Below are 24,951 nucleotides of genomic sequence, written 5' to 3' on the forward strand. Positions count from 1 at the left end.
TTTATTGCAAATTACTTTCTAGATAAATAAATATTGGTGAGTCGATTTAGAAACTGAGGGCTCAACGTTGATAGTTGATAAAGTAGTTTGGTTTTTATACCCACTGGAGTGTGAGTAGGCGTCCAAAAATGAGCCTTTTTCTCTACAAGCGTAAGCACCTGCTGAGCAATATCATTGGGGGTTAAATCTATCCCCATATTTTGAATTGTACCTGCATCCATATTGTTAACCATTGCAGTTTGCACAAATAGCGGCATCACATCTAAGACACGAATACCATATTTTTTCCATTCCACATCTAAACCTTCAGTAATTCCGCGAACTGCAAATTTACTAGCAGAATAAGAAATCAAATCAGCTTGACCATAAATTGCAGAAGCTGAAGAGAGGTTGATAACACGTGCAAAAGACGCTTGCTTTAAATAGGATAGAGCAGCGTGACAGCCATTGATTACACCGTTTACATTAATATTTATTGTTCTTTGGTGAGCTTTAATATCAGTCGTTTCAAACGCGCCAGAATATAAAATACCTGCATTATTTACCAAAATATTAAGTTCACCAGCCCATTCGGTAAATTCTTTTAATATGTGTTGCCACTGGCTGTAATCACTTACATCTAGATAGCCGGCACGGGCATTTGGCCCTAAGTCATTTGCTAGTTCCTGAGCAAGCGATTCATTAATATCATAAATGCCTACTTTATATCCTTGTTTGTAGAATACGCGTGCAATTTCAGCCCCAATACCTTGAGCGGCACCACTAATCAGAATACTGTATCTCATCTTTTTTCTCTTTGTCAGTACAATAGTGCGACTGATTTAATCGCTTTGATTTTGATCATAACAAATTAAAATCTTAGTTTGACTGACCGACTTTTTAAACTTGAGGGTTACCATGGATAAATTGCTTAAAATCATGCAAGAGTTACGTGAAAAATGTCCGTGGGATCAACAACAAACCCCAATGTCACTGACTAAATATGCGATTGAAGAGGCGTATGAAGTCGAGGCGGCCATCCGCCATGGCGATATTAATGAAATTAGAAATGAACTAGGCGATTTGTTATTACAAGTTGTGTTTCAATCACAAATGTTTAGTGAGCAAGGCGCTTTTAACTTTCAAGATGTTGTTGAGGCAATAAGTGAAAAGTTAATACGCCGCCATCCACATGTTTTTCAGGCAGATCAATTTAATACTTTAACACCAGAACAAGTAAGTGAGCTTTGGAAACAAATTAAGCAACAAGAAAAACAAGGCAAGCCGCAATCAAGATTAGATGAAATTAAACATGGGCCAGCCCTGTTACAGGCACAAGAAATTCAAGCAAATGTAGCTAAGGTTGGGTTTGATTTCGAAACGGTAGAAGATGCTTATGAAAAACTAGAAGAAGAGTTGGATGAGTTTAAGCAGGCCCTAAAAAATCAAAATATTGATGAAATTCAAGACGAATTTGGAGATTGCCTGTTTTCATTAGTCAATGTTGGACGTAAACTTGCGATTTCAAGTGAAACATCACTTTTATCGACAATACATAAATTTAGAAGCCGTTTTGCTTTTATTGAAGATCAAGCGCAAAAACAGCAAAGAACATTAGAGGACATGACCCTGTCTGAAATGGATGAATTGTGGAATCAGGCAAAGCGGCAGTTAAAGTTAGGGGAAAAAACACATGCAGCTCAGCATGAATCTTTGGAAGAATAAGCACAACATTTTCATTGTTTTATTTTGGAGCCTGATTTCTTCAAACTTTGTTCAGGCTCAATCTTTTGATCAAAATTTTCAGGAGTGGAAGGCGAAACAGCAGATGTATGATCAAAAGTTGAGCATACAACACGCTTCTCATTCTAGTGTTCCAAAAAGCTCAGCCATGACTGACTCTTCGGGACAAGTTCATTTGAATCAAGCCAATATTGATGAGCTCCAAAAGCTAAAAGGTATTGGTGAGAAAAAGGCTCAGGCAATTGTGGAATACCGTCAAAAGAATGGTGGCTTTAAAAATATTGATGAATTTAAAAACGTAAAGGGCATTGGTCCAGCCATTTTTGAAAAGAATAAAACGCGTTTGACTTTATAAATCATCTGTCTGTCAATTATCATTTCATGCGCAAACTACAGAGAATCAAATTGCCCTTTGTGTGCGTTAGAGCTATGATTAGCGACAACTTGTTATTTACGTCCTGACGTAGGAGACAGCGTCTTTTGCAAACCTTGCGAGCGTCAAAATGTGGTTTGTCCACAGCCCAACTTCCTTCTTCGATTTTAGATGTGATCGATAGCCTGACTAAAGCTGGCTATGAAGCTTATATTGTTGGGGGTGGTGTCCGTGATTTAATGCTAGGGCTTAATCCTAAAGATTTCGATGCAGTCACTAATGCAACACCTTCCCAGATTAAAGAAGTTTTTGGTCGACGTTGTCGAATCATTGGCCGTCGATTTGAATTAGCACATGTCTATTCAGGGCGTGAGCTTATTGAAGTTGCAACTTTCCGTGCTCCTCCAAAAAAAGCAGTCACTAGTGCTTCAGGCATGATTTTACGTGACAATAATTGGGGAACCATCGAACAAGACTTTGCTCGCCGTGACTTTTCAATCAATACGCTATATTACCAACCGCGTAAGAGTATTGTGCTTGATTTCTGCAAAGCAATTGACGATGTAAAAAATAAAACCCTACGTTTATTGGGCGATCCGGCACAGCGCTTCGAAGAAGACCCTGTGCGTATGCTGCGAACTTTACGTTTTGCAGCCAAGTTAAATTTCAAAATTGATTCAGATATTCTCGATATATTTGATGCAGAGATGACGCAACTATTGCGTGATGTTTCTCCTCATCGTTTATATGATGAATCTCAGAAGCTCTTTACAATGGGACATTTGGCGCGTGTTTTGCCAATGTTGATTGAGTTTGGTGTTTGGAAACAACTCTTTGCCGATATTCAGCCTAACCTCACTCCATTTATTTTAAGAGCAGCAAAGAATACAGATCAGCGTATTCAAGTGGGTAAAACAATTAACCCTGCATTTTTCTATGCAGTCTTATTGTGGCAACCATTTTTAGAGCGTTGTGAATTTTATTTATCTAAAGGTGTGGTACCAGCTGAAGCGCGTGCACAAGCTGGTTTAGATGTCTTAAAACGTCAGGCAACACGCACTGTGATTCCTCGTTTTGCAGAAACTTTTATTCGTGAAGTTTGGGAAATGCAGACCCGTTTGCTTAATCCGAAACCACAGCAAATTGAAGCATTGGCTGGACATGCGCGTTTCCGTGCTGGTTTTGACTTCTTGTTACTTCGTGAAAAGTCAGGTGATGACACAACACAAGGAATGGGAAGCTGGTGGGAAGCCTACCAAGAAATGTCGAATGACGAAAAAGAAGCTGCAATTAGCCAGTACAATCGTCAGAAAGCTAGAAACCGTCGTAAAGCTGTTGCTGAACCTGTTGAAAACAATAAAGTTGAGACGGAAATCGAACCTTTGGTTGATATTCCTGAACCACGCAGCCGTCGTGGGAAAAAAGAACGTGCTCGACAAGAACAATCGATGGGTCGTTTCGTTGAAAAAGCCTCTGCTTCAGAAGCTGGGGTGATGAGCGACCATCCGATTTTGAAGCGTAAGCGAGTACAACGCGATTTAAGCCAAGTTATTTTTGGGCCAACGCAATGACAACGAAGACCTATATTGGTTTAGGAAGTAATTTGGGTGATTCGCGCCAAATCTTATCTGAAGCCATTGCTAAGCTTAAAACTTTAGGTGGAGTGAAAGTTTCTAAACTTTATCAAAGTCCACCTATGGGGCCTCAAGATCAACCAAATTATTTAAATGCAGTTGCAGAGCTAAATACAGATCTCATGCCTTTAGATTTGTTAGACCAGTTACAACGATTTGAGCAAGAAGCTGGTCGTGTACGCGTTCGTCGTTGGGGAGAGCGTACCTTAGATCTGGATTTGCTTATATATGGTGATGAAAAAATTCAAAATGAGCGCTTAACTGTGCCACACATTGGAATTCTAGAGCGAGATTTCGTTGTAATTCCTTTATTAGATTTAGACGCTGATTTACATATTAATGATCAGCCACTTAAAAATTTAGAACTCATACAGCAGCCCACGCTGACTGTACTTGCTGATGAGTCTTGGGCTTAAAACCTGACTTATTACGTTCTGCAAACTCCTGTAGAGGATACCATCATGATTAGTCTAAGTGACTTAAGAAAATTTAAAGCCGAAGGACGTAAGTTCTCTTGTCTAACTTGTTACGATGCGAGTATGGCAAAAGCAATGGAACTTGCTGAAATTGATACAATCTTAATTGGTGATTCTCTTGGAATGGCAATTCAAGGTCGTGACTCAACTTTACCTGTAACTGTTGAGGACATGGCTTATCATACGGCGGCGGTGCGTCGCGGTAACCAGCATGCTTTGATTATGACTGACTTACCATTTATGAGTTATGCCACCTTAAATGATGCTTTGCAAAATGCAAGAACAGTTATGCAAGCTGGTGCTCAGATGATCAAAATCGAAGGCGGCGCTTGGCTAAGTGAAACTGTACAAGTGTTAACACGTAATGGTGTACCTGTATGTGTACATTTAGGTTTAACTCCTCAATCTGTACACGTATTTGGTGGTTACAAATTACAAGCTAAAACACGTGAAGCAGCTGATCAACTTATTGCTGACTGTACGGCAGTGGTTGAAGCGGGTGCGGCAGTTCTATTGCTTGAATGTGTTCCTGCTCAGTTAGGACAGGAAATTGCCGAACTATTTCCAAATACACCTGTGATTGGTATTGGTGCGGGTAATGCGACTGATGGTCAGGTACTTGTGGTACAGGACATGTTGGGTTTAACTTTTGGTCGAGTTGCGCGTTTTGTCCGTAACTTTATGAAAGAACAATCTGGTGAAACAGCAATCCTAGATGCTTTTAAAGCTTTTCATGCTGCTGTGCAGGACCAGTCATTTCCAGCCAAAGAACATACTTTCCACGTTGAGCTGTAATTCATGAAAACAGAAACCACCATACAAGGTCTTGCAGCTTCTTTAAATCCTGCTAGAGCTGCGCGTAAAATTATTGGTTTTGTCCCAACAATGGGAAATCTACATGAAGGACATCTCACACTTGTTCGTGAAGCGAAAAAGTTATGTGATGTTGTGGTTGTTAGTATCTTCGTAAATCCAACTCAATTTGGACCGGGTGAAGATTTTGACAACTATCCTCGTACTTTAGAACAAGATAGTCGTCTATTAGCCGATGTTGGTTGTGACATTATTTTTGCACCATCAGTCGAGCAAATGTACGGTACTCAGCCACGTTTAACCAATATAAGTGTTAGCCAAATTACTGATGCTTTATGTGGTAGTTCACGTCCTGGGCATTTTGATGGCGTAGCTTTGGTGGTCACCAAACTCTTTAATATTGTGCAACCTAACTATGCTTTCTTTGGTCAAAAAGATTACCAACAGTTAGCAGTGATTCGCCAGTTTGTACAAGATTTAAATATCCCGCTAGAAGTAATTGGTGTGCCAATTGTTCGTGCAGCAGATGGCTTAGCTCTTAGTTCAAGAAATGGTTATTTAAGTCCAGAGCAACGTCAGGTCGCTCCGGTTATTTATCAAAGTTTAAAGCAAGCTGAGCAGCAGTTACATCAAGGCAAAGATCTACAACAAGTTTTAGAAGATATCAAAACTCAGTTGACAGATAATGGGTTTGTTGTGGATTATGTCGAAGCTCGTCAGTCAAATCTGTTACCTGCTACTCGGTTTGATCGTGATATTGTGTTGTTCATCGCGGCAAAATTGGGTGCAACTCGTTTGATTGATAATTTAGAAGTTGCCTTTACACCCCAATAAACAGATCAAAGGACAGCCATGCCATGAAGCGTATACTTATCGTGACAGGACAGTCTGGTTCAGGAAAATCTTCAGCTCTCCAAGTGTTAGAAGATTTGGGCTATTACTGTATTGATAATTTGCCTTTGGCATTGCTGCCCGAAATTGTTGCAAAGCTAGATCATGAAAATAACCTAGAGCAATTGGCATTAGGTGTGGATGTTCGAAGCACTCGTGCAGATATGCAAGAGTTCGACCATGTTTTTGAGCAACTACAAAAACATGGCACAGTTGATGTGATTTATCTGACTACGCAAGATCAGGATTTGATCGCACGTTTTAGTGCATCACGTCGTCCGCATCCATTGGCCAATCGTTTTAAAAGTCTGTTGCAATGTATTCATGAAGAAAAGCAGTTACTGCTCCCAATTCAGTTCCGCGCTACGGTTCATATTGATACAACAGATAAAAGTGTTCATGATCTAAAGCATATTTTACTGTCTAAATTGGGGCAGTCAGATAAGCTCATCGTGATATTGCAGTCATTTGGATATAAACATGGCATTCCTTTAGATGCTGATTATGTTTTTGATGTACGGCATTTACCAAATCCGCATTGGGATTTAGAATTGAGACGTTTTTCTGGTTTGGATGAGCCAGTAAGACTATTTTTAGAAGCAAGTCCGCAAGCAAACGAAATGTTTGATGATATTCTTCACTTCTTAAAAAAATGGCTTCCAGCATTTGCTGAAGGACATCGTCACTATATGACGATTTCTATTGGTTGTACTGGTGGTCAACATCGTTCCGTTTATATCGTAGATAGACTAAAACAAGCACTTGAGGCAGAATGGTCTGTTCAGGTCTTACACAGAGAAATGAAGCACTGGTCATGATAGACACAACTGTTGATGTAATTAATAAACTCGGTTTACATGCTCGTGCATCAGGAAAACTGATAGAGGTCACTACAAAATTTCGTTCGTCGATCCAAATTGGAAAAGGCGATCATTTAGTAGATGCAAAAAATATTATGTCTTTGCTGATGTTAGGTGCAGGTAAAGGGACCACTTTGCGATTGGTCATTGATGGTACCGACGAAGAGCAGGCATTAAATGAAGTACAGGCGTTATTCGCCGCAAAATTTTATGAGGCAGATTAATCGTGGCACGTCGTCCCCAACGTTATACTGAAGAAGATTTTGGCTCTTTAGAAGGACGTGCAAGTAAGACAGAGCAGAAAAAAGCAGTTCAACGTATGGCTGCTTTAGGTGAGCAGTTAGCACAACTTTCTATTAAACAGATTCAAAAACTCCCAGTTGATGAACGTTTAATTGATGCGTTAATGGAAGTACAGAATATTAGTTCTTTTGAAGCTCGTCGTCGTCAGTTTCAACGTATTGGTAAATTATTACGTAATGAAGATGAGACAGTTATTTTGTCTTATTTAACTCCGCAGCAAGGCGCAAAAAAACAGGCTCAATTGATGCGTTGGGTTGATCGTATGATCGAACAAGGTGACCCTGCAATTAATGAATTTAGTAAAATTTATAATGCATCGGAACGTCACACATTGCGTCAGCATGTGTTGAGAATCAAGCGTGATAAGACTCAAGAAGTGAGTGAAGCAGAGCTTGAGGCATCAAAAGGTAAATTTGTTAACTATGTGCAGCAAATTGCCTTATTGTCTGATCAAGGCTAATTGCTCTTCAATAGTAAAAAGCGACGCTCAAGGCGTCGCTTTTTTTATTTATATATTTTCAGCTCGTTCTTTTGCCCATTCGCGCAAAATGAATTTCTGTAATTTACCTGTCGATGTCTTTGGAATTTCAGTAATAACTACATCTTTAGGCACTTTAAAGCGCGCTAACTCTTTTTGGCAATGTGCAATAATCTCTTCAGGTGTTGCTGTAGTACCCATCTTTAACTCAATAAACGCGCATGGTACTTCTTGCCAACGTGCATCGGGTTTAGCGACTACCGCAGCGGTTAATACTGCAGGATGTTTATACAAAACATCTTCTACTTCTAAAGATGAAATGTTTTCTCCACCTGAAATAATGATGTCCTTCGAACGATCAGTAATTTTTGCATAACCATCTGGGTGGCAAACGGCTAGGTCGCCCGTGTGAAACCATCCGCCAGCAAAGGCTTCTTGAGTTGCTTTAGGGTTCTTTAAATAGCCTTTCATGACAATATTGCCACGGAACATGATTTCTCCCATGGTTTGACCATCATTAGGCACAGGTTCCATAGTCTCGGGATCTAACACACGCATGCTGTCTTGCAACGGGTAGGGTACGCCTTGACGGGAATGAAGTTGGGCTTGTTCAGCAATTGATAGCTCATTCCATCCAGATTGAGAAGCACATAGGGCAGAAGGTCCATAAGTTTCTGTTAAGCCATATACATGGTTTACGTTAATCCCCATGTTTCGCATCCCTTCAATAATGGCAACAGGTGGAGCTGCCCCGGCAACCATGACTTCAACATGGTGATCAAAGTTCGTTTGTTTTTCTTGAGGTAAGTTAAGAATCATTGAAAGAACAATAGGCGCACCACAGAAATAATCAACTTTATGGGCTGCAATCAATTGCATGACTAATTCTGGATCGACTTTGCGTAAACAAATATTGGTTCCACCACTTGCTGCTATGCTCCATGCAAAACACCAGCCATTGCAATGAAAGAGGGGTAGTGTCCATAAATACACAGCACGCGGTTTCATTCCACAAGCCAAGATATTGCTTGCAGCATTAAGATAAGCCCCGCGATGATGATAGACCACACCTTTAGGATTACCTGTAGTTCCAGATGTGTAATTTAAGCTAATCGCATCCCATTCATCTTCTGGTAAATGCCAAGAGAAGTTAATGTCGCCTTGAGCGATCCATTCTTCATATTCAAAAGAACCTAAAAACTGATTTTCACCTTCATATTCTGTATCGGCTACATCAATTACAATAATGTGCTGGTTAGGAATAAGTGAGAGGGCTTCTCTTGCCAAATTCACAAATTCAGGATCAACCAACAGCACTTTACTTTCAGCATGTTCCAACATGAAAGCGATTGTTTTTGCATCTAAACGTGTATTGAGGGTATTAAGTACCGCACCCGCCATAGGAACTGCAAAATGTGCTTCAATCATGGCTGGAATATTTGGCAATAAGACAGATACCGTATCATTTTTCTCAATTCCCAGTTGCTTGAGCTGAGATGCAAATTGACAGCAGCGCTGATAAGTTTCTTTCCATGAAATTTGGCGCTTACCATGAATAATTGAAGCTTGATCTGGGTAAATATAAGCCGCACGCTCTAGGTAGCGTAGAGGTGATAACGCAACAAAGTTTGCGGGTGTGCGTGGTAACTCATCATAAGCACTAACCATGTGAAACAACTCCGTGTTCTATTTTTAATTCATTCTTTGAACATATGATTTAATATTAATCAAAGCATCTATGCTTTAGTCTTAAAGAGCGATACCCTCCAGTCAAAAAATGAGCAGAAATGCTATTTTCTTCATCTTAAACCACTTGTGTTAAACATGTTTAAAAATCATCTCAATATATTTTTAAGTCATTTATTGCTGTTTACGCGATAAGCAAAATGTATTTATGATTTTATGGACTCAAAGGTTTTCACATTGCTTGAACAAGTGTAAAATCTTTCAGGTTTTTAACTTTGATTTACACCGTTTTTATATTTTGAGGTTCGCCTCGATCATAATCTCGCGGTGAAATGCTCCTTCGTATAGGGCATCACTCCTTAAGGATTTTTTTATGCCAATTATCACATTGCCAAATGGCGATCAAAAGAGTTTTGATCACGCTGTATCTGTTATGGAAGTTGCCCAAAGTATTGGGCCTGGTCTAGCAAAAAATACTGTTGCTGGCCGTGTAAATGATCGCTTAGTTGATGCATGTGACTTAATTACCGAAGATTCGACCTTACAAATTATCACTCCAAAAGATGAGGAAGGTCTTGAAATTATTCGCCATTCTTGTGCACACCTTGTAGGGCATGCTGTTAAACAGCTTTTCCCGGAAGCCAAGATGGTGATTGGTCCAGTCATTGAAGAAGGTTTTTACTACGACATCTGGATGCCACGTCCTTTTACCTTGGATGATATGGCAGCTATCGAAGAGCGTATGAAAAAGCTCATCGATCAAGATTACGATGTCGTTAAAAAAATGACACCGCGTGATGAAGTTATTGCTGAATTTACTGCGCGTGGCGAAGAATATAAATTACGCTTGATTGCAGACATGCCTGAAGAAACACAAATGGGCTTGTACTACCATCAAGATTATTTGGATATGTGTCGTGGTCCACACGTACCGAATACCAAATTCTTAAAATCGTTCAAGCTCACTAAAATCTCTGGTGCATACTGGCGTGGTGATGCGAAGAACGAACAGCTTCAACGTATTTATGGTACAGCTTGGGCAGACAAAAAACAGCTCGCTGCATACATCAAACGTATCGAAGAAGCTGAAAAGCGTGACCATCGTAAAATTGGTAAAGCTTTAGACTTGTTCCATATGCAAGAAGAAGCGCCGGGTATGGTGTTCTGGCATCCAAATGGCTGGACGATTTACCAAGTACTTGAACAATACATGCGTAAAGTTCAGCAAGACAACGGTTACCTTGAGATTAAAACACCACAAATTGTAGATTTTACACTGTGGGAAAAATCAGGTCATGCGGCGAACTATGCTGACAACATGTTTACGACTCATTCTGAAAATCGTAACTATGCCGTTAAGCCAATGAACTGCCCATGTCACGTGCAAGTGTTCAACCAAGGTTTGAAGTCTTACCGTGATTTACCGATTCGTTTAGCAGAGTTTGGTTCTTGTCATCGTAACGAACCATCAGGTTCTTTACACGGCATTATGCGTGTACGTGGCTTTACACAAGATGACGCGCACATCTTCTGTACTAAAGAACAGATCGGTCAAGAAGTTGCTGACTTTATTAAGCTGACTTTAGAAGTTTATAAAGATTTTGGTTTTGAAGAAGTGCAAATGAAACTTTCTACACGTCCAGAAAAACGTGTGGGTGATGATGCACTTTGGGATATGGCTGAAAAATCTTTAGCAGATGCTTTAGATGCAGCGGGTCTTGAATGGGAATTACAACCTGGTGAAGGCGCGTTCTACGGTCCGAAAATTGAATTCTCATTGAAAGACTGTCTCGGACGTGTATGGCAGTGTGGTACTATTCAGTGTGACTTCAACTTGCCAGAACGCTTAGATGCGTCTTATGTGACTGAAGACAATGATCGTGATCAGCCTGTGATGTTGCATCGTGCAATTCTTGGCAGTTTTGAGCGTTTTATTGGTATACTAATTGAACACTACGCTGGTTTCATGCCACCTTGGTTGTCGCCGTTACAAGCATGTGTCATGAATATTACCGACTCTCAAGCTGAAGCTTGTGAGAAAGTCGTAGCAAAACTCAAAGAAAATGGCCTTCGTGCTATTTCTGACTTGAGAAATGAAAAAATCGGATTTAAGATTCGTGAGCGTACTCTAGAGCGTATTCCTTACCTATTAGTTCTTGGTGATCGAGAAGTTGAAGAAGGTACAGTGAATGTGCGTACCCGCTCAGGAAAAAATTTAGGTACTATGTCAGTAGATGCATTCATTGACTTAGTGAAGTCTGCCGTCGCCGAACGTGGCCGGTATATTGTGGAGTAAGAAAGATTAAACAGCCTGACCGTAACCAACAACAAGGTGCAAAAAGCAACCGTCCAGCAATTAACGACGAGATCCGTGCAAAAGAAGTACGCCTCGTTGGTGCTGACGGTGAGCAAAAAGGAATTGTTTCATTAAATGAAGCACTGCGCGCTGCTGAAGAGGCAGATCTTGACCTAGTTGAGATCGTTGCAAACGCCGAGCCGCCTGTTTGTAAAATTATGGATTACAACAAGCACTTGTTTGACCTTAAGCAGAAGCAAAAAGATGCGAAGAAAAAACAGCATCAAGTGCAAGTGAAGGAAATCAAACTGCGCCCTGCAACTGATGTTGGTGATTATCAAGTTAAGCTTCGTGCTATTTTGAAATTCCTTGAAGAAGGAAACAAAGTGAAAATCACTTTACGTTTCCGTGGTCGTGAAATGGCTCACCAACAACTTGGCTTAGCTCAATTACAAAAAATTGAAGCTGATGTTGCTGAGTTTGGGGTTGTGGAACAAGCACCTAAAATGGAAGGCCGTCAAATGGGTATGTTACTTGGACCTAAAAAGAAAAAGTAATACTCAAAAAAAGCACTGCAAAAGCAGTGCTTTTTTATATCCTTATCATAATAAAAAAGATGATTTAATTTTCTCTGTTCAGTTTTATTTAAGACAATTGCTATATCTTTTAAAAGAAATTCAATTCTTGAATTTTATGTATTTTTTAGTGTTGGAAATCTCATCGCCTCTCTTAAAACATGCTATAACGCAAGACGCAGTCATGATAACGATGAATAGGAAAATAGAATGATTGATCTATATTATTGGGGAACTCCCAATGGACATAAAATCACAATTGCCTTAGAAGAAATGGGACTGGACTACACTCTTTACCCAATCAATATTTTAGAAAATGATCAATTTCAACCAGACTTTCTGAGAATTTCTCCAAATAATAAAATTCCGGCAATTGTTGACCAAGATGGACCTCGTGGTGAGCCAATTTCAATATTTGAATCAGGCGCGATCTTGCAATATCTAGGTCGAAAAACTGGATTATTTTATCCAACTGATGAGCAAGAGCGAGTTGAAGTTGAACAATGGCTCATGTGGCAAATGGGTGGGCTAGGGCCTATGCTAGGGCAGAACCATCATTTTAACCGTTTTGCACCAGAAAAAATTCCATACGCTATAGACCGCTATGTAAATGAGACTAAGCGCTTATATGGTGTGCTGAATAAGCAGCTCATTGGCCAGAAGTTTGTTGCAGGTGAATACTCGATTGCTGATATGGCAATTTTACCTTGGATTTTGCGCTATGAATGGCAAGGTATTCAACTAGAGGATTATCCTTATGTACAAGAATATATTGTTCGCTTGACGGCACGTCCTGCGGTACAAAAAGCACTATCAATTAAAGTCATCTAACTTTTATTGGTCGCGTAATGAATAAAGTGAAAGGTGATTTGGTCTAATTTAATATGCTAAGTTACTTTTTACTTTTTTTGAGCGCGTTTGGGGCGGCTACATTATTACCGTTACAATCAGAAGCTGTACTCGCCACCTTATTATTAAAAAAAGAATATTCTGCTTTTCTTCTAATTTCTTTCGCCACTTTCGGAAACGTACTGGGCTCGTGTGTGAACTGGTGGCTTGGTTTAAAAATAGAGCACTTTAAACACAAAAAGTGGTTTCCTGTTTCTGAAAAGCGTTTAGAGCAAGCTCAAAGCTTTTATCATAAGTATGGGTTTTATTCGCTGTTGCTAAGTTGGACACCTGTGATTGGTGACCCAATTACTTTAGTTGCAGGTTTATTCAAAGAAAATTTTTGGCGCTTTTTAATTATCGTTTTGATTGCTAAAGCAGGGCGTTATATTTTTATTTATTGGGTAATTACAGGTTTTATTTAAAATAAAAGCATCCGAAGATGCTTTTAATAAAATGGTCTAACTAGTCTTCTGAGCTTTTGGTAATATCGACTTTAAATAGATCATTGGTTTTTAGCCAACAGAAGGTGACCACTGCAAGTGTCATACAACCCCCAAAAATAGTGGCTGCAATTGTTCCTAAATATTTGGCTGCTAAACCTGACTCAAATGCACCAAGCTCATTACTTGATGAAACGAACATTCCGTTTACAGCAGCAACGCGACCACGCATATTTTCTGGTGGAAAAATTTGCAAAATGGTTTGTCTAACCACAACTGAAATACTGTCACAAGCGCCTGTCATAGCCAACGCAAATAGTGATAACCACATGTTATTTGAGAACGCGAAAAGAATCGTGAAAACACCAAATCCTGCAACAGCAAGTAGCATGTTACGCCATGCATGTTGAGTTGGTGGAAAGCGAGTCAAAGCAATCATAGTGACGAGCGCTCCAATAGATGGCGCCGCACGTAAATATCCCAGTCCTTCTGGACCGACTTTTAAGATATCTTCTGCAAAAATTGGTAATAATGCGATGACTCCACCAAATAAAACAGAAGCTAAATCAAGAGAAATTGCCCAAAGAACAATTTTAGTTTTCCAGATAAAACGGAAACCATCTCCTAAACTTTCTAAAACATTAGCAGTTTCAATTTTAGGAAAAGTACGCTTATGCAATAGGTTAATTAAGATGAAACAAATACCAAGTAAAACCGCAACACTAAATAGACTTGTTTCTCGGCCTAAATAGGCAAGCATGAAACCACCAAGCATTGGCCCGATAATTACACCACTTTGCCAACCGATTGTCGTCCATGTTGCACCATTTGCATACAGTTCACGAGGTATCAAAAATGGTTTTAAAGATGTTGCAGAAGGATTGTAAAAACCACGAATTGTACCTAAGCCAAAAATAACCGCATAAATACCCCAAGAAAGGAAATTTACGCTGATATGACCTAAACCATGCAGATGGAACAACGACCACAGCACTAAAGGAAGAGGAACCGAGAAAAATAAACAGATTTTCATAATAATCTGTTTATTAAATCTATCTGCAAAATAGCCACCCCAAAGAGAAAGAGCAATAAAAGGAATGGCTTCTGCGAGTCCAATTAAACCTAGAGTCAGAGGGTCTTTGGTGATTTGATAGAGTGAGTAGGCAACAATAATTTCTTGAATCAGAATTGCTAAAGTTAAGCAAAATTGATTAATCGTAACAATTGAGAAATCTCTGTAGCGTAAGGCAGCAAATGCATCATGTTTCTGCATTAGGAATATCGTATGTTGATAATTTGATCGTATTATAAATGGAAAAAAGCACAGGCGCTTTATTTATTATTGATATTGCTGACACGGTTGAATTTGGAAAAGTCTTTCTTGCAACCATAAAAACAGTAACTAATAGTTTTAATTTTGCTCAGGTTGCTATAAAATACGCGCTTCCTTACCTGCAGGTCGATTTTGCAATGGTGCAATCGCGCCGAACAGGTGCCTAAAAGAGGTTACTATGGCTAAGTTAAAAACTCGCCGTGGTGCAGCTAAACGCTTCAAAGCGACTGCAAACGGTTTTAAGCGCAAACAAGCATTCAAGCGCCACATTTTGACCAAAAAATCTGCTAAACGTATCCGTCAATTACGCGGCTGTGTAATGGTTCATGTTTCTGACATGAATTCAGTTCGTCGTATGTGCCCATACATCTAAGGAGATTATAAATGGCTCGTGTAAAACGTGGTGTAGTGGCTCATCGTCGTCACAAAAAAATTCTTGCTCGCGCTAAAGGTTACTACGGTGCTCGTTCACGCGTTTACCGCGTAGCGTTCCAAGCGGTAATCAAAGCTGGTCAATACGCTTACCGTGACCGCCGTCAAAAGAAACGTCAATTCCGTGCTCTATGGATTGCGCGTATCAATGCTGGTGCTCGTCAAAACGGTTTGTCTTACAGCCGTATGATCGATGGCTTGAAAAAAGCTCAAGTGATCATCGACCGTCGCGTATTAGCTGACATCGCTATGCATGATGCAGTAGCATTTGCTGCTTTAGCTGAAAAAGCTAAAGGCGCATTAGCTGCATAAGCTTAGAGATTCAAAGAAAGACCGCTTTTTAGCGGTCTTTTTTATTATTTATCTAAAGGCCAAAATAATAAGCCAGAGCACAAATAATAATGGTTAGAATAATCAGCTTAATAACGCCTGAACCAGTGCCTTTATGATGCTGAGACTTGAGATGCTGTGGATTTTCATTTGATTGCTCAAATGGAGATGATTTAACTACAGGCACCATCTGAGCTGTCTGATAATGGTTGGCAACTTTTACAATAAGCTTGGCAAACAAATCATCATTTTTTTGTGTAAAGTTTCTTAAATTGATGAGTTGCTCCTGGTCTAGTTCTTCTCCCAAAGGATCATTTGCAATACGTTTCTTTTGTTCTAAATAGTCAGCTAATGCTTGAGTACGAGATAAAAGCTGATGGGCATAATCTGCGGGATAGCTCTCAGGAATTAAGGCAAGTTTTGGCTCTAAGCTTTTAATATTTGTACCATCAAAAAGAGCATTTTGAAGTTCTGGCTCCTCAAAGCCTGCTGCATATTTACTACGAAATAATTCACTATCCATAAAGTCAGCTATTTCTTGCCATGGCGGACTTTTTAAATCAGCTTCAATTTTTTTTGATAATTTTTCATTGAGTTCAAAACGCCAGAAAGTTTCTAAACGAAGCTCACAGGTTTGTAAGGCAGGGGCTTCAAACTCATTATCATTGTTATACCATTCGGCAAGCTCATGGCCAAAAATCCAAGCAAATTTCTTATCATTTTGATGACTCACAATAAAATGAGTATAAGGTAAGAGCTCGACATTGCTATTTGGATTTTGTTCTTCATTGAGAAGGCTTGATAAATGTAAGCTGAGCTTTGAGGTACCTTGTTTTTTTAATGCTTCTAGCCAAACTTGGAAGTGTTGGGCCAACAAATGTTGAGAAGTTAAGTCACGAAACTGAAAACTATGATGGTCGAAAATATGATGTTGTCGCCATTGGTTAAAGCTTAAATTCTGACGGAGGTATTCATTACCATATGTCACAAGCGTAAGTTGTTGTTTCCAAATCTGATTAAGCGCCATAATAGTTGATCTCATTGACGATGCTACTATCTTATACGTTTTATCTTTTTGTTGCCTAATACATTTTTCATGATGGATAAACTTCATCAATTCGATGAAAAACTGCTAGAATGCAGTGTTTTATTATATTTTTTAAATTTGTTGCTTTGAGAGTTAATATGTCACTGGAAGCCCTGACCACAGAAGCGCTTGCTGCCATTGCAGCAGCTCAAGACCTTGTTGCACTTGATCAGGTGCGTGTGCAATTTACAGGGAAAAAAAGCCAGCTTGCAGAACAATCGAAAGCATTAGGGAAAATGGACCCTGAAGAACGCAAAGTACAAGGTGCTGCGATTCATGCTGTTCGAGAAACAATTAATACTGCATTAACAGAGCGTCAAGCGGCACTACAACAGGCAGCACTTGCACAAAAGCTAGCAAGTGAAACGATCGATATTACATTGCCGGGCCGTGGTCAACGTATTGGTACAGTTCATCCTGTTACTCAGGTACAAGAGCGAATTTGTCAGTTCTTCACTAAAGCTGGTTTTACAGTTGCAACCGGTCCAGAAGTTGAAGATGACTATCACAATTTCGAAGCATTAAATATTCCTGGTCACCATCCGGCACGTGCTATGCACGATACTTTCTACTTTGATGCTACTCACTTGCTACGTACGCATACCTCTGGGGTACAGATTCGTACAATGGAGACAAGTGAGCCGCCAATTCGTATCGTGTGCCCTGGCCGTGTTTACCGTTGTGATTCAGATCAAACGCATTCGCCAATGTTCCATCAGATCGAAGGTTTATACGTTGCTGAGAACACTAGCTTTGCTGAATTAAAAGGTTTATTGATCAACCTACTGAATGAATTTTTTGAGAAAGATTTAAAAGTACGTTTCCGCCCTTCATATTTCCCATTTACAGAGCCTAGTGCAGAAGTAGATATCATGGATGAGCGTGGACGTTGGTTAGAAGTATTAGGCTGTGGCATGGTGCATCCAAATGTATTGCGTGCTGCGGGTATTGATCCTGATAAATACAAAGGCTTTGCTTTTGGTTTAGGGGTAGAGCGTTTTGCAATGTTGCGTTATGGCATTAATGATTTGCGTATGTTCTATCAAAATGATGTGCGTTTTTTACGCCAATTTGCCTAACAATTTTTCAGGATTAAAAAAGGTTTATAAAGATGAAGATTAGCGAAAATTGGCTACGCACATGGGTTAACCCAGCAATTGATAGTGAGACATTGTCTGATCAGTTAACTATGCTTGGTCTTGAAGTTGATGAACTTGCACCTGTTGCTAAGCCATTTACTGGCGTTGTGGTCGGCGAAGTTTTAACAGTTGAGCAACACCCTGATGCAGACCGTCTGCGTGTAACAACAGTTAATATTGGTTCAGGTGAGCCTTTACAAATTGTTTGTGGGGCACCAAATGTCCGCGCTGGAATGAAAGCGCCTGTGGCAACTATTGGTGCTGTATTACCGGGTGATTTTAAAATCAAAAAAGGTAAACTTCGTGGAGTTGAGTCACAAGGCATGCTTTGTGGTGCTTCTGAAATTGATCTTGAAGATAAGATCGATGGTTTGCTCGAACTACCAGCTGATGCTCCAGTAGGAGTAAACATCCGTGAATACTTAAAACTTGATGATAACGTCATCGATATCAGTATTACTCCAAACCGTGGTGATTGTTTCAGTATCCGTGGTATCGCACGTGAGATTGCAGTAATTAACAAACTGCAAATGAATGAACCTGAAATCAAATCAGTTGATGCGACAATTGCTGATGAGAAGAAAGTAGTGATCAGCACTGAAGGTGCGCCACGCTACTTAGGGCGTGTAATTAAAAATGTTAATGTAAAAGCTGCTACTCCTGAGTGGATGGAGCAGGCTTTAGCACGTTCAGGAATTCGCACGCACAGTATTTTGGTTGATGTGACGAACTATGTCCTCATGGAGTTGGGTCAGCCAATGCATGCTTTCGATTTAGCTAAAATCGAAGGAAATGTACAAGTTCGTCAAGCTAAGCTGCAGGAAAAATTACAACTTTTAAATGATCAAGAAGTTGAATTGCAAGAAGATATTATGGTTATTGCTGATGACCAGAAAGCTTTGGCAATTGCCGGAATTATGGGTGGTCTAGCATCTAGTGTAACCGATGATACAACTGACATTTTCTTAGAAAGTGCTTTCTTTGCGCCACTTGCGATTGCTGGACGTGCTCGCCGTTTTGGTTTACACACAGATTCTTCGCAGCGTTATGAACGCGGTGTGGATTTTGAATTACCGTTAATTGCAATGAATCGTGCTTCTCAGCTTATTCAAGAATTGGCGGGCGGTGAGTTTGGCCCAGTTACTGTAGCTGAAAAAACTGAAATTTTACCAAAGCGTGAAGCAATTGAACTGAAACAAGCTCAGGTAGACCAATTGTTGGGATATCAAGTGACGGCTGATTTCATTGCAGATGCTTTAACTCGACTAGGATGTGAAGTAACCGTTAAAGCTGAAGGTGAGTGGAGCGTAGTGCCTCCATCACATCGCTATGACATGGCTATTTATCAAGACTTAATTGAAGAAGTGGCACGTATTGATGGTTATGACAATATCCAAATTAGCTTACCAAGCATGGATGTTCAATTAGCTAAATATCAAGACCGATTTGAAATTGCAGAGTTACGCCAAACTATCGTGACTTTAGGCTATCAAGAAGCAATTAGTTTTAGCTTTGCTGATGCAAAACTTGAAAAACAATTGAACCCGCAAGTAAACCCGTTAATGCTAGCAAATCCAATTTCAAGTGATTTGGCTGCGATGCGTAGTACTTTGCTTTCAAGTTTAATCCCGTGCGTACAATATAATCTCAACCGTCAACAAAGTCGTGTTCGTTTCTTTGAATTAGGACTTCGTTTTGATTATCAAGATGCTAAGAGTATTGAAGATCTAAAACAGATTCCAACTTTAGCTCTAGTGGCCGTTGGCTCGCAACAACCAGAATCTTGGCATGTGAAGCCTCAACCAATGGATTTCTTTGACTTCAAGGGAGAGATTGAAGAGATTTTAGCTGCTGGTCGTGTCAAAGTTGAATATGTACGTTCAGAGCGTGAATGGTTGCATCCAGGGCAGTCTGCTGAAATTTTAGTTGATGGGCAATCAATTGGTTACTTAGGCCGTCTACACCCATCTTTAGAAAATGAGCTAGATTTAAGCACAACTTGGGTTGCTGAACTTGATCAAATAGCCATTTTGCAATCTTATGTATCTAATTTTACAGAATTATCACGTTTTCCTTCGATTAGACGTGATATTGCGCTTTTAATCTCTGATAATATAAATGTTAGAGATATTCAGCAGTTAATCGAAAAAACTGGTGGAGAGCTTTTAGACTCTACATGGTTATTCGATGTGTATACGGGGCAGGGTGTTGAAGAAGGTAAGCGCTCATTGGCGTTTGCATTATTATGGCAACATCCTTCACGTACGCTTGAAGATGCTGAAATTAAATCTGGTATGGACAATATAATCCAAGTGTTGGAAAACACTTATCAAGCGACATTGAGGGCCTCATGACAGCATTAACTAAAGCAGACATGGCTGATCATTTAAGTGAGTTAACCAGCTTAAATCGCCGTGAAGCAAAACAAATGGTCGAGTTGTTCTTCGACGAGATTAGCCAAGCGCTTATTGCAGGGGAGCAGGTTAAGCTTTCTGGTTTTGGTAATTTCGAATTAAGAGATAAACGCGAACGTCCAGGACGTAACCCTAAGACAGGTGAAGAAATTCCAATTTCAGCACGTAGGGTAGTGACCTTTAGAGCGGGTCAGAAGTTTAGACAACGCGTTGGAAATGAGCAGATCGATTGATCTGCTTTTTTTTATATTTTAAATAGCTTTATATAGTTTTAATTGGTGGCAATGTTGATAAATAAAAGAAATTAATATTGAGAACTCAAAATTTACACATAAAAAAAGAGGACAAAATGTCCTCTTTTTTATCTAATCTAAAATATAGATTAGTGTGCAGCAGAAGCAGGTGCAGAAGCAGCAGCTTCAGAAGCAGCAGGTGCAGAAGCAGCAGGTGCAGAAGCAGCAGCGGCAGCATCAACAGCTTGAGAAGCAGCAGTAGCAGCTTCAGAAGCAGCAGTAGCGGCAGTAGAAGCAGCAGCAGTAGCTTCAGAAGCAGCAGCAGCAGGAGCTTCTTCTTTCTTAGAACAACCAACGAAAGCTAAAGTAGCAGCAACGGCAGCGGCAACAGCAAATTTTTTGAATAACATGGCATCACTCTCACAAAAAAGATTTGAGATTAAAAAAACCTAAGTTGGACTGTTTTGCTTTTATTATTCCTAAAACGTAGCTAGGTAACAACGCATGGAGCAGTCTAACTGGTCTGCCGCTATGCTATCACTGCAAATGCTGAAATACTACTGTCGTCTATCAAAAAAACGTATGAAAAAGAGAAAAACAGACTGTTTTTTAACAGAAAAAAACAATTAATCAGCTCGTATATATTGGAAAAGGTAGAGGTAAGCTACTAAAAAAACTAAGCTTTTTTATGCAAAAATATTTATTATCAAAAGCTTATAAATAATTTTACATAAAAATCAGCAAAATGTATTTTTGTGTAAAGCTTGTCAACCAAATAAAAAACCACTCAAAGGAGTGGCTTTTTTGAAGGCTTAATTACTTAAGTTGAAGCTTTACGTTTCATTTGATCAAAGAAATCATCATTTGTTTTGGTTTCTTTCATGCGGTCAAGTAAGAATTCCATTGCTGCCAATTCATCCATAGGGTGAAGTAGCTTACGGAGGATCCATACTTTGCGTAATTTATCTTCATCCATTAAACGCTCTTCACGACGTGTGCCAGATTTTTTGATATTCATAGCAGGGAAGACACGTTTTTCAGCAATACGGCGATCAAGAGTGATCTCTTGGTTACCTGTACCTTTGAATTCTTCATAAATTACATCATCCATTTTACTGCCTGTTTCAATCAAAGCAGTAGAGATGATCGTAAGTGAGCCACCTTCTTCGATATTACGTGCTGCACCGAAGAAACGCTTAGGGCGCTCTAATGCATGAGCGTCTACACCACCAGTTAATACTTTGCCTGATGACGGAATAACAGTGTTGTAAGCACGTGCAAGGCGGGTAATAGAGTCAAGAAGAATCACAACATCTTTTTTATGCTCAACAAGACGTTTAGCTTTTTCAATTACCATTTCTGCAACTTGTACATGGCGAGCTGGTGCTTCATCAAATGTTGACGCAATAACTTCACCGCGAACAGTACGCTCCATTTCGGTTACTTCTTCTGGACGTTCGTCAATTAATAGAACAATCAAGAATACTTCGGGATTGTTTCTAACAATCGATTGAGCAATATTCTGAAGTAACATTGTTTTACCCGCTTTCGGCGGTGCAACAATAATAGAACGTTGGCCTTTACCAATTGGCGCAACTAAATCAACGACACGAGCAGTTAAGTCTTCTGTCGTACCATTACCTAATTCCATAACCAATTGTTCGGTCGGGAAAAGGGGAGTTAAGTTTTCAAATAAAATTTTATTTCGAGAATTTTCTGGCGTGTCATAGTTAATCTGGTTAACTTTGAGCAACGCAAAATAACGCTCACCTTCTTTTGGAGGGCGAATAGTACCTGTGATGGTATCACCTGTACGCAAGTTAAAGCGTCGGATCTGTGAAGGACTCACATAAATATCATCCGGACCTGCTAAATACGAACCTGCGGCAGAACGCAAAAAACCAAAACCATCAGAGAGAATTTCGAGAACGCCATCACCAAAAATTTCTTCGCCATTCATCGCATGGCGTTTCAAAATGGCAAAAATAATATCTTGCTTTCTGTTACGAGCCATACCTTCCAGGCCCATAAATTCAGCAATTTTAATTAGTTCGCCGATTGGTTTTTTCTTGAGTTCAGTTAAATTCATAAGGGTCAGAATTAGGAAAGAGTAGAGTGTGGTTTAAAAAGAAGAAAAATCGCTCGCATACAAAAAAGATTATCGCAATTGTATTTACACAATAACAATTCAGAAGTCTGATTAATTGTTTCGAAGAGAAATGTGAAAAAACAATTTCTGTTGCCGAGTGGCGATCTTTATGTTTGTGTCTTGTAAGAAGCCGGACGAAGATGATTCCCTTCAGTGCCTCTTGAGCATGCAATATAAGCCAGCCTAGCAAATTTGTCAATTTATAGGCGAAAAAAATACGCTATAAAAATGTATAGCGTATTTTCTTTTTTAGCATTTTGACTTAAACGTTTTCATCAATAAAGCTAACAAGTTTAGAGCGAGGTACAGCACCAATTTGTTGAGCTACAACTTCACCATTTTTGAAAAGTAGTAAAGCAGGAATGTTACGGATGTTGTATTTCACTGCTGTATCTTCGCAAGAAGTCACATCAACTTTAACAATTTTTACTTTACCAGCATATTCACTTGATAGGTCTTCAAGCACAGGTGCAATTGCTTTACAAGGTGCACACCATCCTGCCCAGAAGTCAACAAGTACAGGGGTTTCAGCATCTAAAACATCTGCTTGGAAGTTATCATCAGTTGTATTTACAATAGTCGCAGACATGGTACGGCTCCAATTTTTAGAAAAAAGTGCTATTACAGGAGAAAATTATCTCTATCAGTATTACATAGCTACTTAGTTCAATGTAAGGGTTTGATGCTATTATTCAAGGCTTAACTAAAATTGTCTAATGGATGCTCACGATATTCATCATCGACTTGTACAATCAACTTATAAATAGAAAAATTTAAATCACAGCTAATTGTTGATGAAAATGGCTTTTCAATTGCATTCTTGTGAATTACTCTAGGCGTGAATTGTTATGGGTTTAGTTCAATAATGTCTGATTTTCTGATTGATGAAGAATTACTTGCCGCCATAGATATGGGGTCGAACAGTTTTCACCTTGCAATTGCACGGGTAGATCATGGCGAAGTTAAAAAAGTTGCTTCGATGTCAGAAAAAGTACAGCTCGCAGCTGGTTTAGATGAGAATAAAAACCTAACAGAAGCCGCTCAGCAACGAGGCTTAGCCTGCTTGGCTCGTTTTGTAGGAAGATTAAGTTCTGTTCAACCAAATCGCTTACGAATTGTGGCGACCAATGCCTTGCGTCAGGCAAAAAATGGTCATGAATTTATTCAAAAAGCAGCAGAAATTTTGCCTAAACCTATTGAAATTATTGCTGGGCGAGAAGAAGCGCGTCTGATTTATCTTGGTGTATCGCATACCATGGCAAATGGTGGTCGACGTTTAGTTGTAGATATTGGTGGTGGTTCTACTGAGTTCATTATTGGTGAAGAGTTTGAGCCTATTTATACAGAGTCATTGCAAATGGGATGTGTGGCTTATACAAAAGCCTACTTTGCCGATGGCGAAATCACACAAAAAGCCTTTGATAAAGCAGTAGTTGCTGCCCGTAAAGAACTTTCAGCTATTGCAACAACGTATAAAATGGAAGGTTGGGATACTGTCGTTGGTTCTAGTGGAACGATTAAAGCTTGCCGCCAAATTATGGTGAATATGGGCTTGAGTGATGAACAAGAAAACGTCACTCGAGAAGGGTTATATAAACTCAAAGATAAATTACTTAAGTTTAAAAATATTTCTGAAATTGATTTTGAAGGGTTAAGAGAAGACCGACGAGCAGTTTTGCCAGCCGGATTGGCAATTTTGTACGCAGTTTTTGAAGTTTTAGAAATTGATCGTTTGGCATATTCTGATGGTGCATTACGTGAAGGAGTCATGTATGACCTATTAGGTCGTTTTAAACATGAAGATATCCGTGATCGTAGTGTACAGGCCTTAATGGGACGTTATAACGCAGATCCAAAACAAGCAGAACGAGTTGTAAATACAGCACAGCAATTATTTGATGGTGTTGCAGAGTCCCTTAATTTAACGAGTGAAGACAGCGACTTACTGCGTCGAGCTGCCTATTTGCATGAAATTGGTTTAGCAATTAGCCATGGTGGTTATCACCGTCATGGTGCTTATTTATTGCAGCATTCTGATATTCCGGGCTTCTCACAAATTGATCAAAATCACCTTTCACATTTAGTCGCTCACCACCGTCGTAAATTGCGAAATGATGTAAAAAATGAAATTTTGAAGACTGGTGGTAATAAATTACTTTATCTATGTTTATTACTTCGCCTAGCAGTTTTACTCAACCATAGTCGAAGTGATCAGATGCTTCCTGCCATTGAACTGACCATCATAAATGATCAACAATGGCAACTTAGTGTTTCTGGTGATGCCAAACAATGGCCATTGTTAGTTGCCGACTTGCATGATGAGCAAGAGCAGTTTAAGCATTGGGACATTGAATTGAATATTCAGTCGGAAAAATTTATCGATTAAAGGGATAATA

Annotated in this window: 28 protein-coding genes; 21 read left to right on the forward strand and 7 right to left on the reverse strand. The window is 39.5% G+C overall.

Translation table 11 applies throughout. The features are described 5' to 3' along the window. Window positions 1-11: 11 nt before the first annotated feature. The gene (locus AW165_RS06900) at window positions 12-785 is read right to left on the reverse strand and encodes an SDR family oxidoreductase (protein WP_005079004.1); all 774 of its coding nucleotides are present in this window, start codon (window positions 783-785) and stop codon (window positions 12-14) included. Window positions 786-897: 112 nt separating this feature from the next. Here AW165_RS06900 and mazG point away from each other — a divergent pair, with 112 nt between their 5' ends. From mazG to yjgA, 9 genes are all read left to right on the forward strand, one after another. After that, window positions 898-1,704 carry a nucleoside triphosphate pyrophosphohydrolase gene (gene mazG, locus AW165_RS06905; RefSeq protein ID WP_060465330.1) on the forward strand — a complete coding sequence of 269 codons (807 nt, stop codon included), beginning with the start codon at window positions 898-900 and terminating at the stop codon, window positions 1,702-1,704. Then, window positions 1,673-2,077 carry a ComEA family DNA-binding protein gene (locus AW165_RS06910; protein ID WP_060465331.1) on the forward strand — a complete coding sequence of 135 codons (405 nt, stop codon included), beginning with the start codon at window positions 1,673-1,675 and terminating at the stop codon, window positions 2,075-2,077. Before mazG ends, AW165_RS06910 begins: the two co-directional genes overlap by 32 nt. A gap of 125 nt (window positions 2,078-2,202) precedes the next feature. Further along, window positions 2,203-3,666 carry a polynucleotide adenylyltransferase PcnB gene (gene pcnB, locus AW165_RS06915; protein WP_002117192.1) on the forward strand — a complete coding sequence of 488 codons (1,464 nt, stop codon included), beginning with the start codon at window positions 2,203-2,205 and terminating at the stop codon, window positions 3,664-3,666. Continuing rightward, the gene (gene folK, locus AW165_RS06920) at window positions 3,663-4,145 is read left to right on the forward strand and encodes a 2-amino-4-hydroxy-6-hydroxymethyldihydropteridine diphosphokinase (RefSeq protein WP_002117282.1); all 483 of its coding nucleotides are present in this window, start codon (window positions 3,663-3,665) and stop codon (window positions 4,143-4,145) included. The genes pcnB and folK overlap by 4 nt, the downstream gene beginning before the upstream one ends. 45 nt (window positions 4,146-4,190) lie before the next feature. Next, window positions 4,191-5,000: a 3-methyl-2-oxobutanoate hydroxymethyltransferase gene (gene panB / locus AW165_RS06925; RefSeq protein ID WP_002117298.1), complete on the forward strand. Its 810-nt coding sequence runs from the start codon at window positions 4,191-4,193 to the stop codon at window positions 4,998-5,000. Window positions 5,001-5,003: 3 nt separating this feature from the next. Further along, entirely contained in the window at window positions 5,004-5,852 is an 849-nt protein-coding gene (gene panC / locus AW165_RS06930; RefSeq protein WP_057069916.1) for a pantoate--beta-alanine ligase, read from the forward strand. 23 nt (window positions 5,853-5,875) lie between these two features. Next, window positions 5,876-6,727 carry an RNase adapter RapZ gene (gene rapZ / locus AW165_RS06935; protein WP_002117179.1) on the forward strand — a complete coding sequence of 284 codons (852 nt, stop codon included), beginning with the start codon at window positions 5,876-5,878 and terminating at the stop codon, window positions 6,725-6,727. Next, on the forward strand, window positions 6,724-6,993 hold the full coding sequence (locus AW165_RS06940) for an HPr family phosphocarrier protein (RefSeq protein WP_000567533.1): 270 nt from the start codon (window positions 6,724-6,726) through the stop codon (window positions 6,991-6,993). The genes rapZ and AW165_RS06940 overlap by 4 nt, the downstream gene beginning before the upstream one ends. A gap of 2 nt (window positions 6,994-6,995) precedes the next feature. Beyond that, window positions 6,996-7,532: a ribosome biogenesis factor YjgA gene (gene yjgA, locus AW165_RS06945; RefSeq protein WP_019767969.1), complete on the forward strand. Its 537-nt coding sequence runs from the start codon at window positions 6,996-6,998 to the stop codon at window positions 7,530-7,532. A 48-nt stretch (window positions 7,533-7,580) separates the two neighbouring features. Here yjgA and AW165_RS06950 read toward each other — a convergent pair whose 3' ends face one another. Next, window positions 7,581-9,218, reverse strand: a complete 1,638-nt coding sequence (locus AW165_RS06950) for an acyl-CoA synthetase (protein WP_060465332.1) — start codon at window positions 9,216-9,218, stop codon at window positions 7,581-7,583. A gap of 391 nt (window positions 9,219-9,609) precedes the next feature. Between AW165_RS06950 and thrS the strand changes: the two genes are divergently transcribed. The 4 genes from thrS to AW165_RS06975 all read left to right on the forward strand — a co-directional run bounded on the left by thrS (window position 9,610) and on the right by AW165_RS06975 (window position 13,420). After that, window positions 9,610-11,532 carry a threonine--tRNA ligase gene (gene thrS, locus AW165_RS06955; RefSeq protein WP_002117224.1) on the forward strand — a complete coding sequence of 641 codons (1,923 nt, stop codon included), beginning with the start codon at window positions 9,610-9,612 and terminating at the stop codon, window positions 11,530-11,532. A gap of 5 nt (window positions 11,533-11,537) precedes the next feature. After that, window positions 11,538-12,089 (forward strand): translation initiation factor IF-3, encoded by a 552-nt coding sequence (gene infC / locus AW165_RS06960; RefSeq protein WP_075383312.1) that lies wholly within the window; start codon window positions 11,538-11,540, stop codon window positions 12,087-12,089. 228 nt (window positions 12,090-12,317) lie between these two features. Further along, entirely contained in the window at window positions 12,318-12,938 is a 621-nt protein-coding gene (locus tag AW165_RS06970) for a glutathione S-transferase N-terminal domain-containing protein (RefSeq protein ID WP_002117212.1), read from the forward strand. Window positions 12,939-12,991: 53 nt separating this feature from the next. Next, a complete protein-coding gene (locus AW165_RS06975; RefSeq protein WP_019767966.1) occupies window positions 12,992-13,420 on the forward strand; it encodes a YqaA family protein in 429 nt (142 codons plus the stop codon). 40 nt (window positions 13,421-13,460) lie between these two features. Here the strand turns inward: AW165_RS06975 and nreB are convergent, their stop codons facing one another. After that, the gene (nreB, locus tag AW165_RS06980; RefSeq protein WP_002117292.1) at window positions 13,461-14,711 is read right to left on the reverse strand and encodes a nickel resistance MFS transporter NreB; all 1,251 of its coding nucleotides are present in this window, start codon (window positions 14,709-14,711) and stop codon (window positions 13,461-13,463) included. Between the two features lie 38 nt (window positions 14,712-14,749). Here nreB and AW165_RS06985 point away from each other — a divergent pair, with 38 nt between their 5' ends. From AW165_RS06985 to rplT, 3 genes are read left to right on the forward strand one after another with little or no spacing between them, the layout of a single operon-like run. Further along, entirely contained in the window at window positions 14,750-14,938 is a 189-nt protein-coding gene (locus tag AW165_RS06985) for a hypothetical protein (RefSeq protein ID WP_014208405.1), read from the forward strand. A gap of 11 nt (window positions 14,939-14,949) precedes the next feature. Further along, window positions 14,950-15,144, forward strand: a complete 195-nt coding sequence (gene rpmI / locus AW165_RS06990; RefSeq protein WP_002054552.1) for a 50S ribosomal protein L35 — start codon at window positions 14,950-14,952, stop codon at window positions 15,142-15,144. Window positions 15,145-15,155: 11 nt separating this feature from the next. Continuing rightward, window positions 15,156-15,515: a 50S ribosomal protein L20 gene (rplT, locus tag AW165_RS06995; RefSeq protein ID WP_000124858.1), complete on the forward strand. Its 360-nt coding sequence runs from the start codon at window positions 15,156-15,158 to the stop codon at window positions 15,513-15,515. A gap of 52 nt (window positions 15,516-15,567) precedes the next feature. Here rplT and AW165_RS07000 read toward each other — a convergent pair whose 3' ends face one another. Beyond that, window positions 15,568-16,560, reverse strand: coding sequence for a hypothetical protein (locus AW165_RS07000; RefSeq protein ID WP_060465333.1), 993 nt, complete (start codon window positions 16,558-16,560; stop codon window positions 15,568-15,570). Between the two features lie 158 nt (window positions 16,561-16,718). On the opposite strand from AW165_RS07000, the gene pheS reads away from it, so the two are divergent. The 3 genes from pheS to AW165_RS07015 are packed head-to-tail and all read left to right on the forward strand — an operon-like array spanning window position 16,719 to window position 20,406. After that, window positions 16,719-17,699, forward strand: coding sequence for a phenylalanine--tRNA ligase subunit alpha (gene pheS / locus AW165_RS07005; protein ID WP_002117277.1), 981 nt, complete (start codon window positions 16,719-16,721; stop codon window positions 17,697-17,699). Between the two features lie 32 nt (window positions 17,700-17,731). Beyond that, complete coding sequence (gene pheT / locus AW165_RS07010; protein ID WP_060465334.1) at window positions 17,732-20,113, forward strand: phenylalanine--tRNA ligase subunit beta; 2,382 nt, start codon at window positions 17,732-17,734, stop codon at window positions 20,111-20,113. Next, complete coding sequence (locus AW165_RS07015; RefSeq protein WP_000126166.1) at window positions 20,110-20,406, forward strand: integration host factor subunit alpha; 297 nt, start codon at window positions 20,110-20,112, stop codon at window positions 20,404-20,406. Before pheT ends, AW165_RS07015 begins: the two co-directional genes overlap by 4 nt. Before the next feature lie 149 nt (window positions 20,407-20,555). Here the strand turns inward: AW165_RS07015 and AW165_RS07020 are convergent, their stop codons facing one another. Further along, complete coding sequence (locus tag AW165_RS07020) at window positions 20,556-20,816, reverse strand: hypothetical protein (RefSeq protein ID WP_060465335.1); 261 nt, start codon at window positions 20,814-20,816, stop codon at window positions 20,556-20,558. Between the two features lie 94 nt (window positions 20,817-20,910). Here AW165_RS07020 and AW165_RS19100 point away from each other — a divergent pair, with 94 nt between their 5' ends. Further along, complete coding sequence (locus AW165_RS19100) at window positions 20,911-21,036, forward strand: hypothetical protein (RefSeq protein ID WP_002117184.1); 126 nt, start codon at window positions 20,911-20,913, stop codon at window positions 21,034-21,036. 190 nt (window positions 21,037-21,226) lie between these two features. Here AW165_RS19100 and rho read toward each other — a convergent pair whose 3' ends face one another. Beyond that, window positions 21,227-22,495 carry a transcription termination factor Rho gene (gene rho, locus AW165_RS07025; RefSeq protein ID WP_002117304.1) on the reverse strand — a complete coding sequence of 423 codons (1,269 nt, stop codon included), beginning with the start codon at window positions 22,493-22,495 and terminating at the stop codon, window positions 21,227-21,229. A 322-nt stretch (window positions 22,496-22,817) separates the two neighbouring features. Next, window positions 22,818-23,144 (reverse strand): thioredoxin, encoded by a 327-nt coding sequence (gene trxA, locus AW165_RS07030; RefSeq protein WP_002054512.1) that lies wholly within the window; start codon window positions 23,142-23,144, stop codon window positions 22,818-22,820. Window positions 23,145-23,420: 276 nt separating this feature from the next. Here trxA and ppx point away from each other — a divergent pair, with 276 nt between their 5' ends. Continuing rightward, window positions 23,421-24,941 carry an exopolyphosphatase gene (gene ppx, locus AW165_RS07035; protein ID WP_060465336.1) on the forward strand — a complete coding sequence of 507 codons (1,521 nt, stop codon included), beginning with the start codon at window positions 23,421-23,423 and terminating at the stop codon, window positions 24,939-24,941. The last annotated feature ends 10 nt before the right edge of the window (window positions 24,942-24,951 follow it).

The organism is Acinetobacter sp. LMB-5 (assembly GCF_001541635.1).
Taxonomy (GTDB): Bacteria; Pseudomonadota; Gammaproteobacteria; order Pseudomonadales; family Moraxellaceae; genus Acinetobacter; species Acinetobacter pittii.

What these genes read in the sequence shown, in the direction of transcription:
- AW165_RS06900 (WP_005079004.1), bottom strand. Translation starts at nt 785, where the DNA reads ATGAGATACAGTATTCTGATTAGTGGTGCCGCTCAAGGTATTGGGGCT.
- mazG (WP_060465330.1), top strand. Translation starts at nt 898, where the DNA reads ATGGATAAATTGCTTAAAATCATGCAAGAGTTACGTGAAAAATGTCCG.
- AW165_RS06910 (WP_060465331.1), top strand. Translation starts at nt 1,673, where the DNA reads ATGCAGCTCAGCATGAATCTTTGGAAGAATAAGCACAACATTTTCATT.
- folK (WP_002117282.1), top strand. Translation starts at nt 3,663, where the DNA reads ATGACAACGAAGACCTATATTGGTTTAGGAAGTAATTTGGGTGATTCG.
- panB (WP_002117298.1), top strand. Translation starts at nt 4,191, where the DNA reads ATGATTAGTCTAAGTGACTTAAGAAAATTTAAAGCCGAAGGACGTAAG.
- panC (WP_057069916.1), top strand. Translation starts at nt 5,004, where the DNA reads ATGAAAACAGAAACCACCATACAAGGTCTTGCAGCTTCTTTAAATCCT.
- rapZ (WP_002117179.1), top strand. Translation starts at nt 5,876, where the DNA reads ATGAAGCGTATACTTATCGTGACAGGACAGTCTGGTTCAGGAAAATCT.
- AW165_RS06940 (WP_000567533.1), top strand. Translation starts at nt 6,724, where the DNA reads ATGATAGACACAACTGTTGATGTAATTAATAAACTCGGTTTACATGCT.
- AW165_RS06950 (WP_060465332.1), bottom strand. Translation starts at nt 9,218, where the DNA reads ATGGTTAGTGCTTATGATGAGTTACCACGCACACCCGCAAACTTTGTT.
- thrS (WP_002117224.1), top strand. Translation starts at nt 9,610, where the DNA reads ATGCCAATTATCACATTGCCAAATGGCGATCAAAAGAGTTTTGATCAC.
- AW165_RS06970 (WP_002117212.1), top strand. Translation starts at nt 12,318, where the DNA reads ATGATTGATCTATATTATTGGGGAACTCCCAATGGACATAAAATCACA.
- AW165_RS06975 (WP_019767966.1), top strand. Translation starts at nt 12,992, where the DNA reads ATGCTAAGTTACTTTTTACTTTTTTTGAGCGCGTTTGGGGCGGCTACA.
- nreB (WP_002117292.1), bottom strand. Translation starts at nt 14,711, where the DNA reads ATGCAGAAACATGATGCATTTGCTGCCTTACGCTACAGAGATTTCTCA.
- AW165_RS06985 (WP_014208405.1), top strand. Translation starts at nt 14,750, where the DNA reads ATGGAAAAAAGCACAGGCGCTTTATTTATTATTGATATTGCTGACACG.
- rpmI (WP_002054552.1), top strand. Translation starts at nt 14,950, where the DNA reads ATGGCTAAGTTAAAAACTCGCCGTGGTGCAGCTAAACGCTTCAAAGCG.
- rplT (WP_000124858.1), top strand. Translation starts at nt 15,156, where the DNA reads ATGGCTCGTGTAAAACGTGGTGTAGTGGCTCATCGTCGTCACAAAAAA.
- AW165_RS07000 (WP_060465333.1), bottom strand. Translation starts at nt 16,560, where the DNA reads ATGGCGCTTAATCAGATTTGGAAACAACAACTTACGCTTGTGACATAT.
- pheS (WP_002117277.1), top strand. Translation starts at nt 16,719, where the DNA reads ATGTCACTGGAAGCCCTGACCACAGAAGCGCTTGCTGCCATTGCAGCA.
- pheT (WP_060465334.1), top strand. Translation starts at nt 17,732, where the DNA reads ATGAAGATTAGCGAAAATTGGCTACGCACATGGGTTAACCCAGCAATT.
- AW165_RS07015 (WP_000126166.1), top strand. Translation starts at nt 20,110, where the DNA reads ATGACAGCATTAACTAAAGCAGACATGGCTGATCATTTAAGTGAGTTA.
- AW165_RS07020 (WP_060465335.1), bottom strand. Translation starts at nt 20,816, where the DNA reads ATGTTATTCAAAAAATTTGCTGTTGCCGCTGCCGTTGCTGCTACTTTA.
- AW165_RS19100 (WP_002117184.1), top strand. Translation starts at nt 20,911, where the DNA reads ATGGAGCAGTCTAACTGGTCTGCCGCTATGCTATCACTGCAAATGCTG.
- rho (WP_002117304.1), bottom strand. Translation starts at nt 22,495, where the DNA reads ATGAATTTAACTGAACTCAAGAAAAAACCAATCGGCGAACTAATTAAA.
- trxA (WP_002054512.1), bottom strand. Translation starts at nt 23,144, where the DNA reads ATGTCTGCGACTATTGTAAATACAACTGATGATAACTTCCAAGCAGAT.
- ppx (WP_060465336.1), top strand. Translation starts at nt 23,421, where the DNA reads ATGTCTGATTTTCTGATTGATGAAGAATTACTTGCCGCCATAGATATG.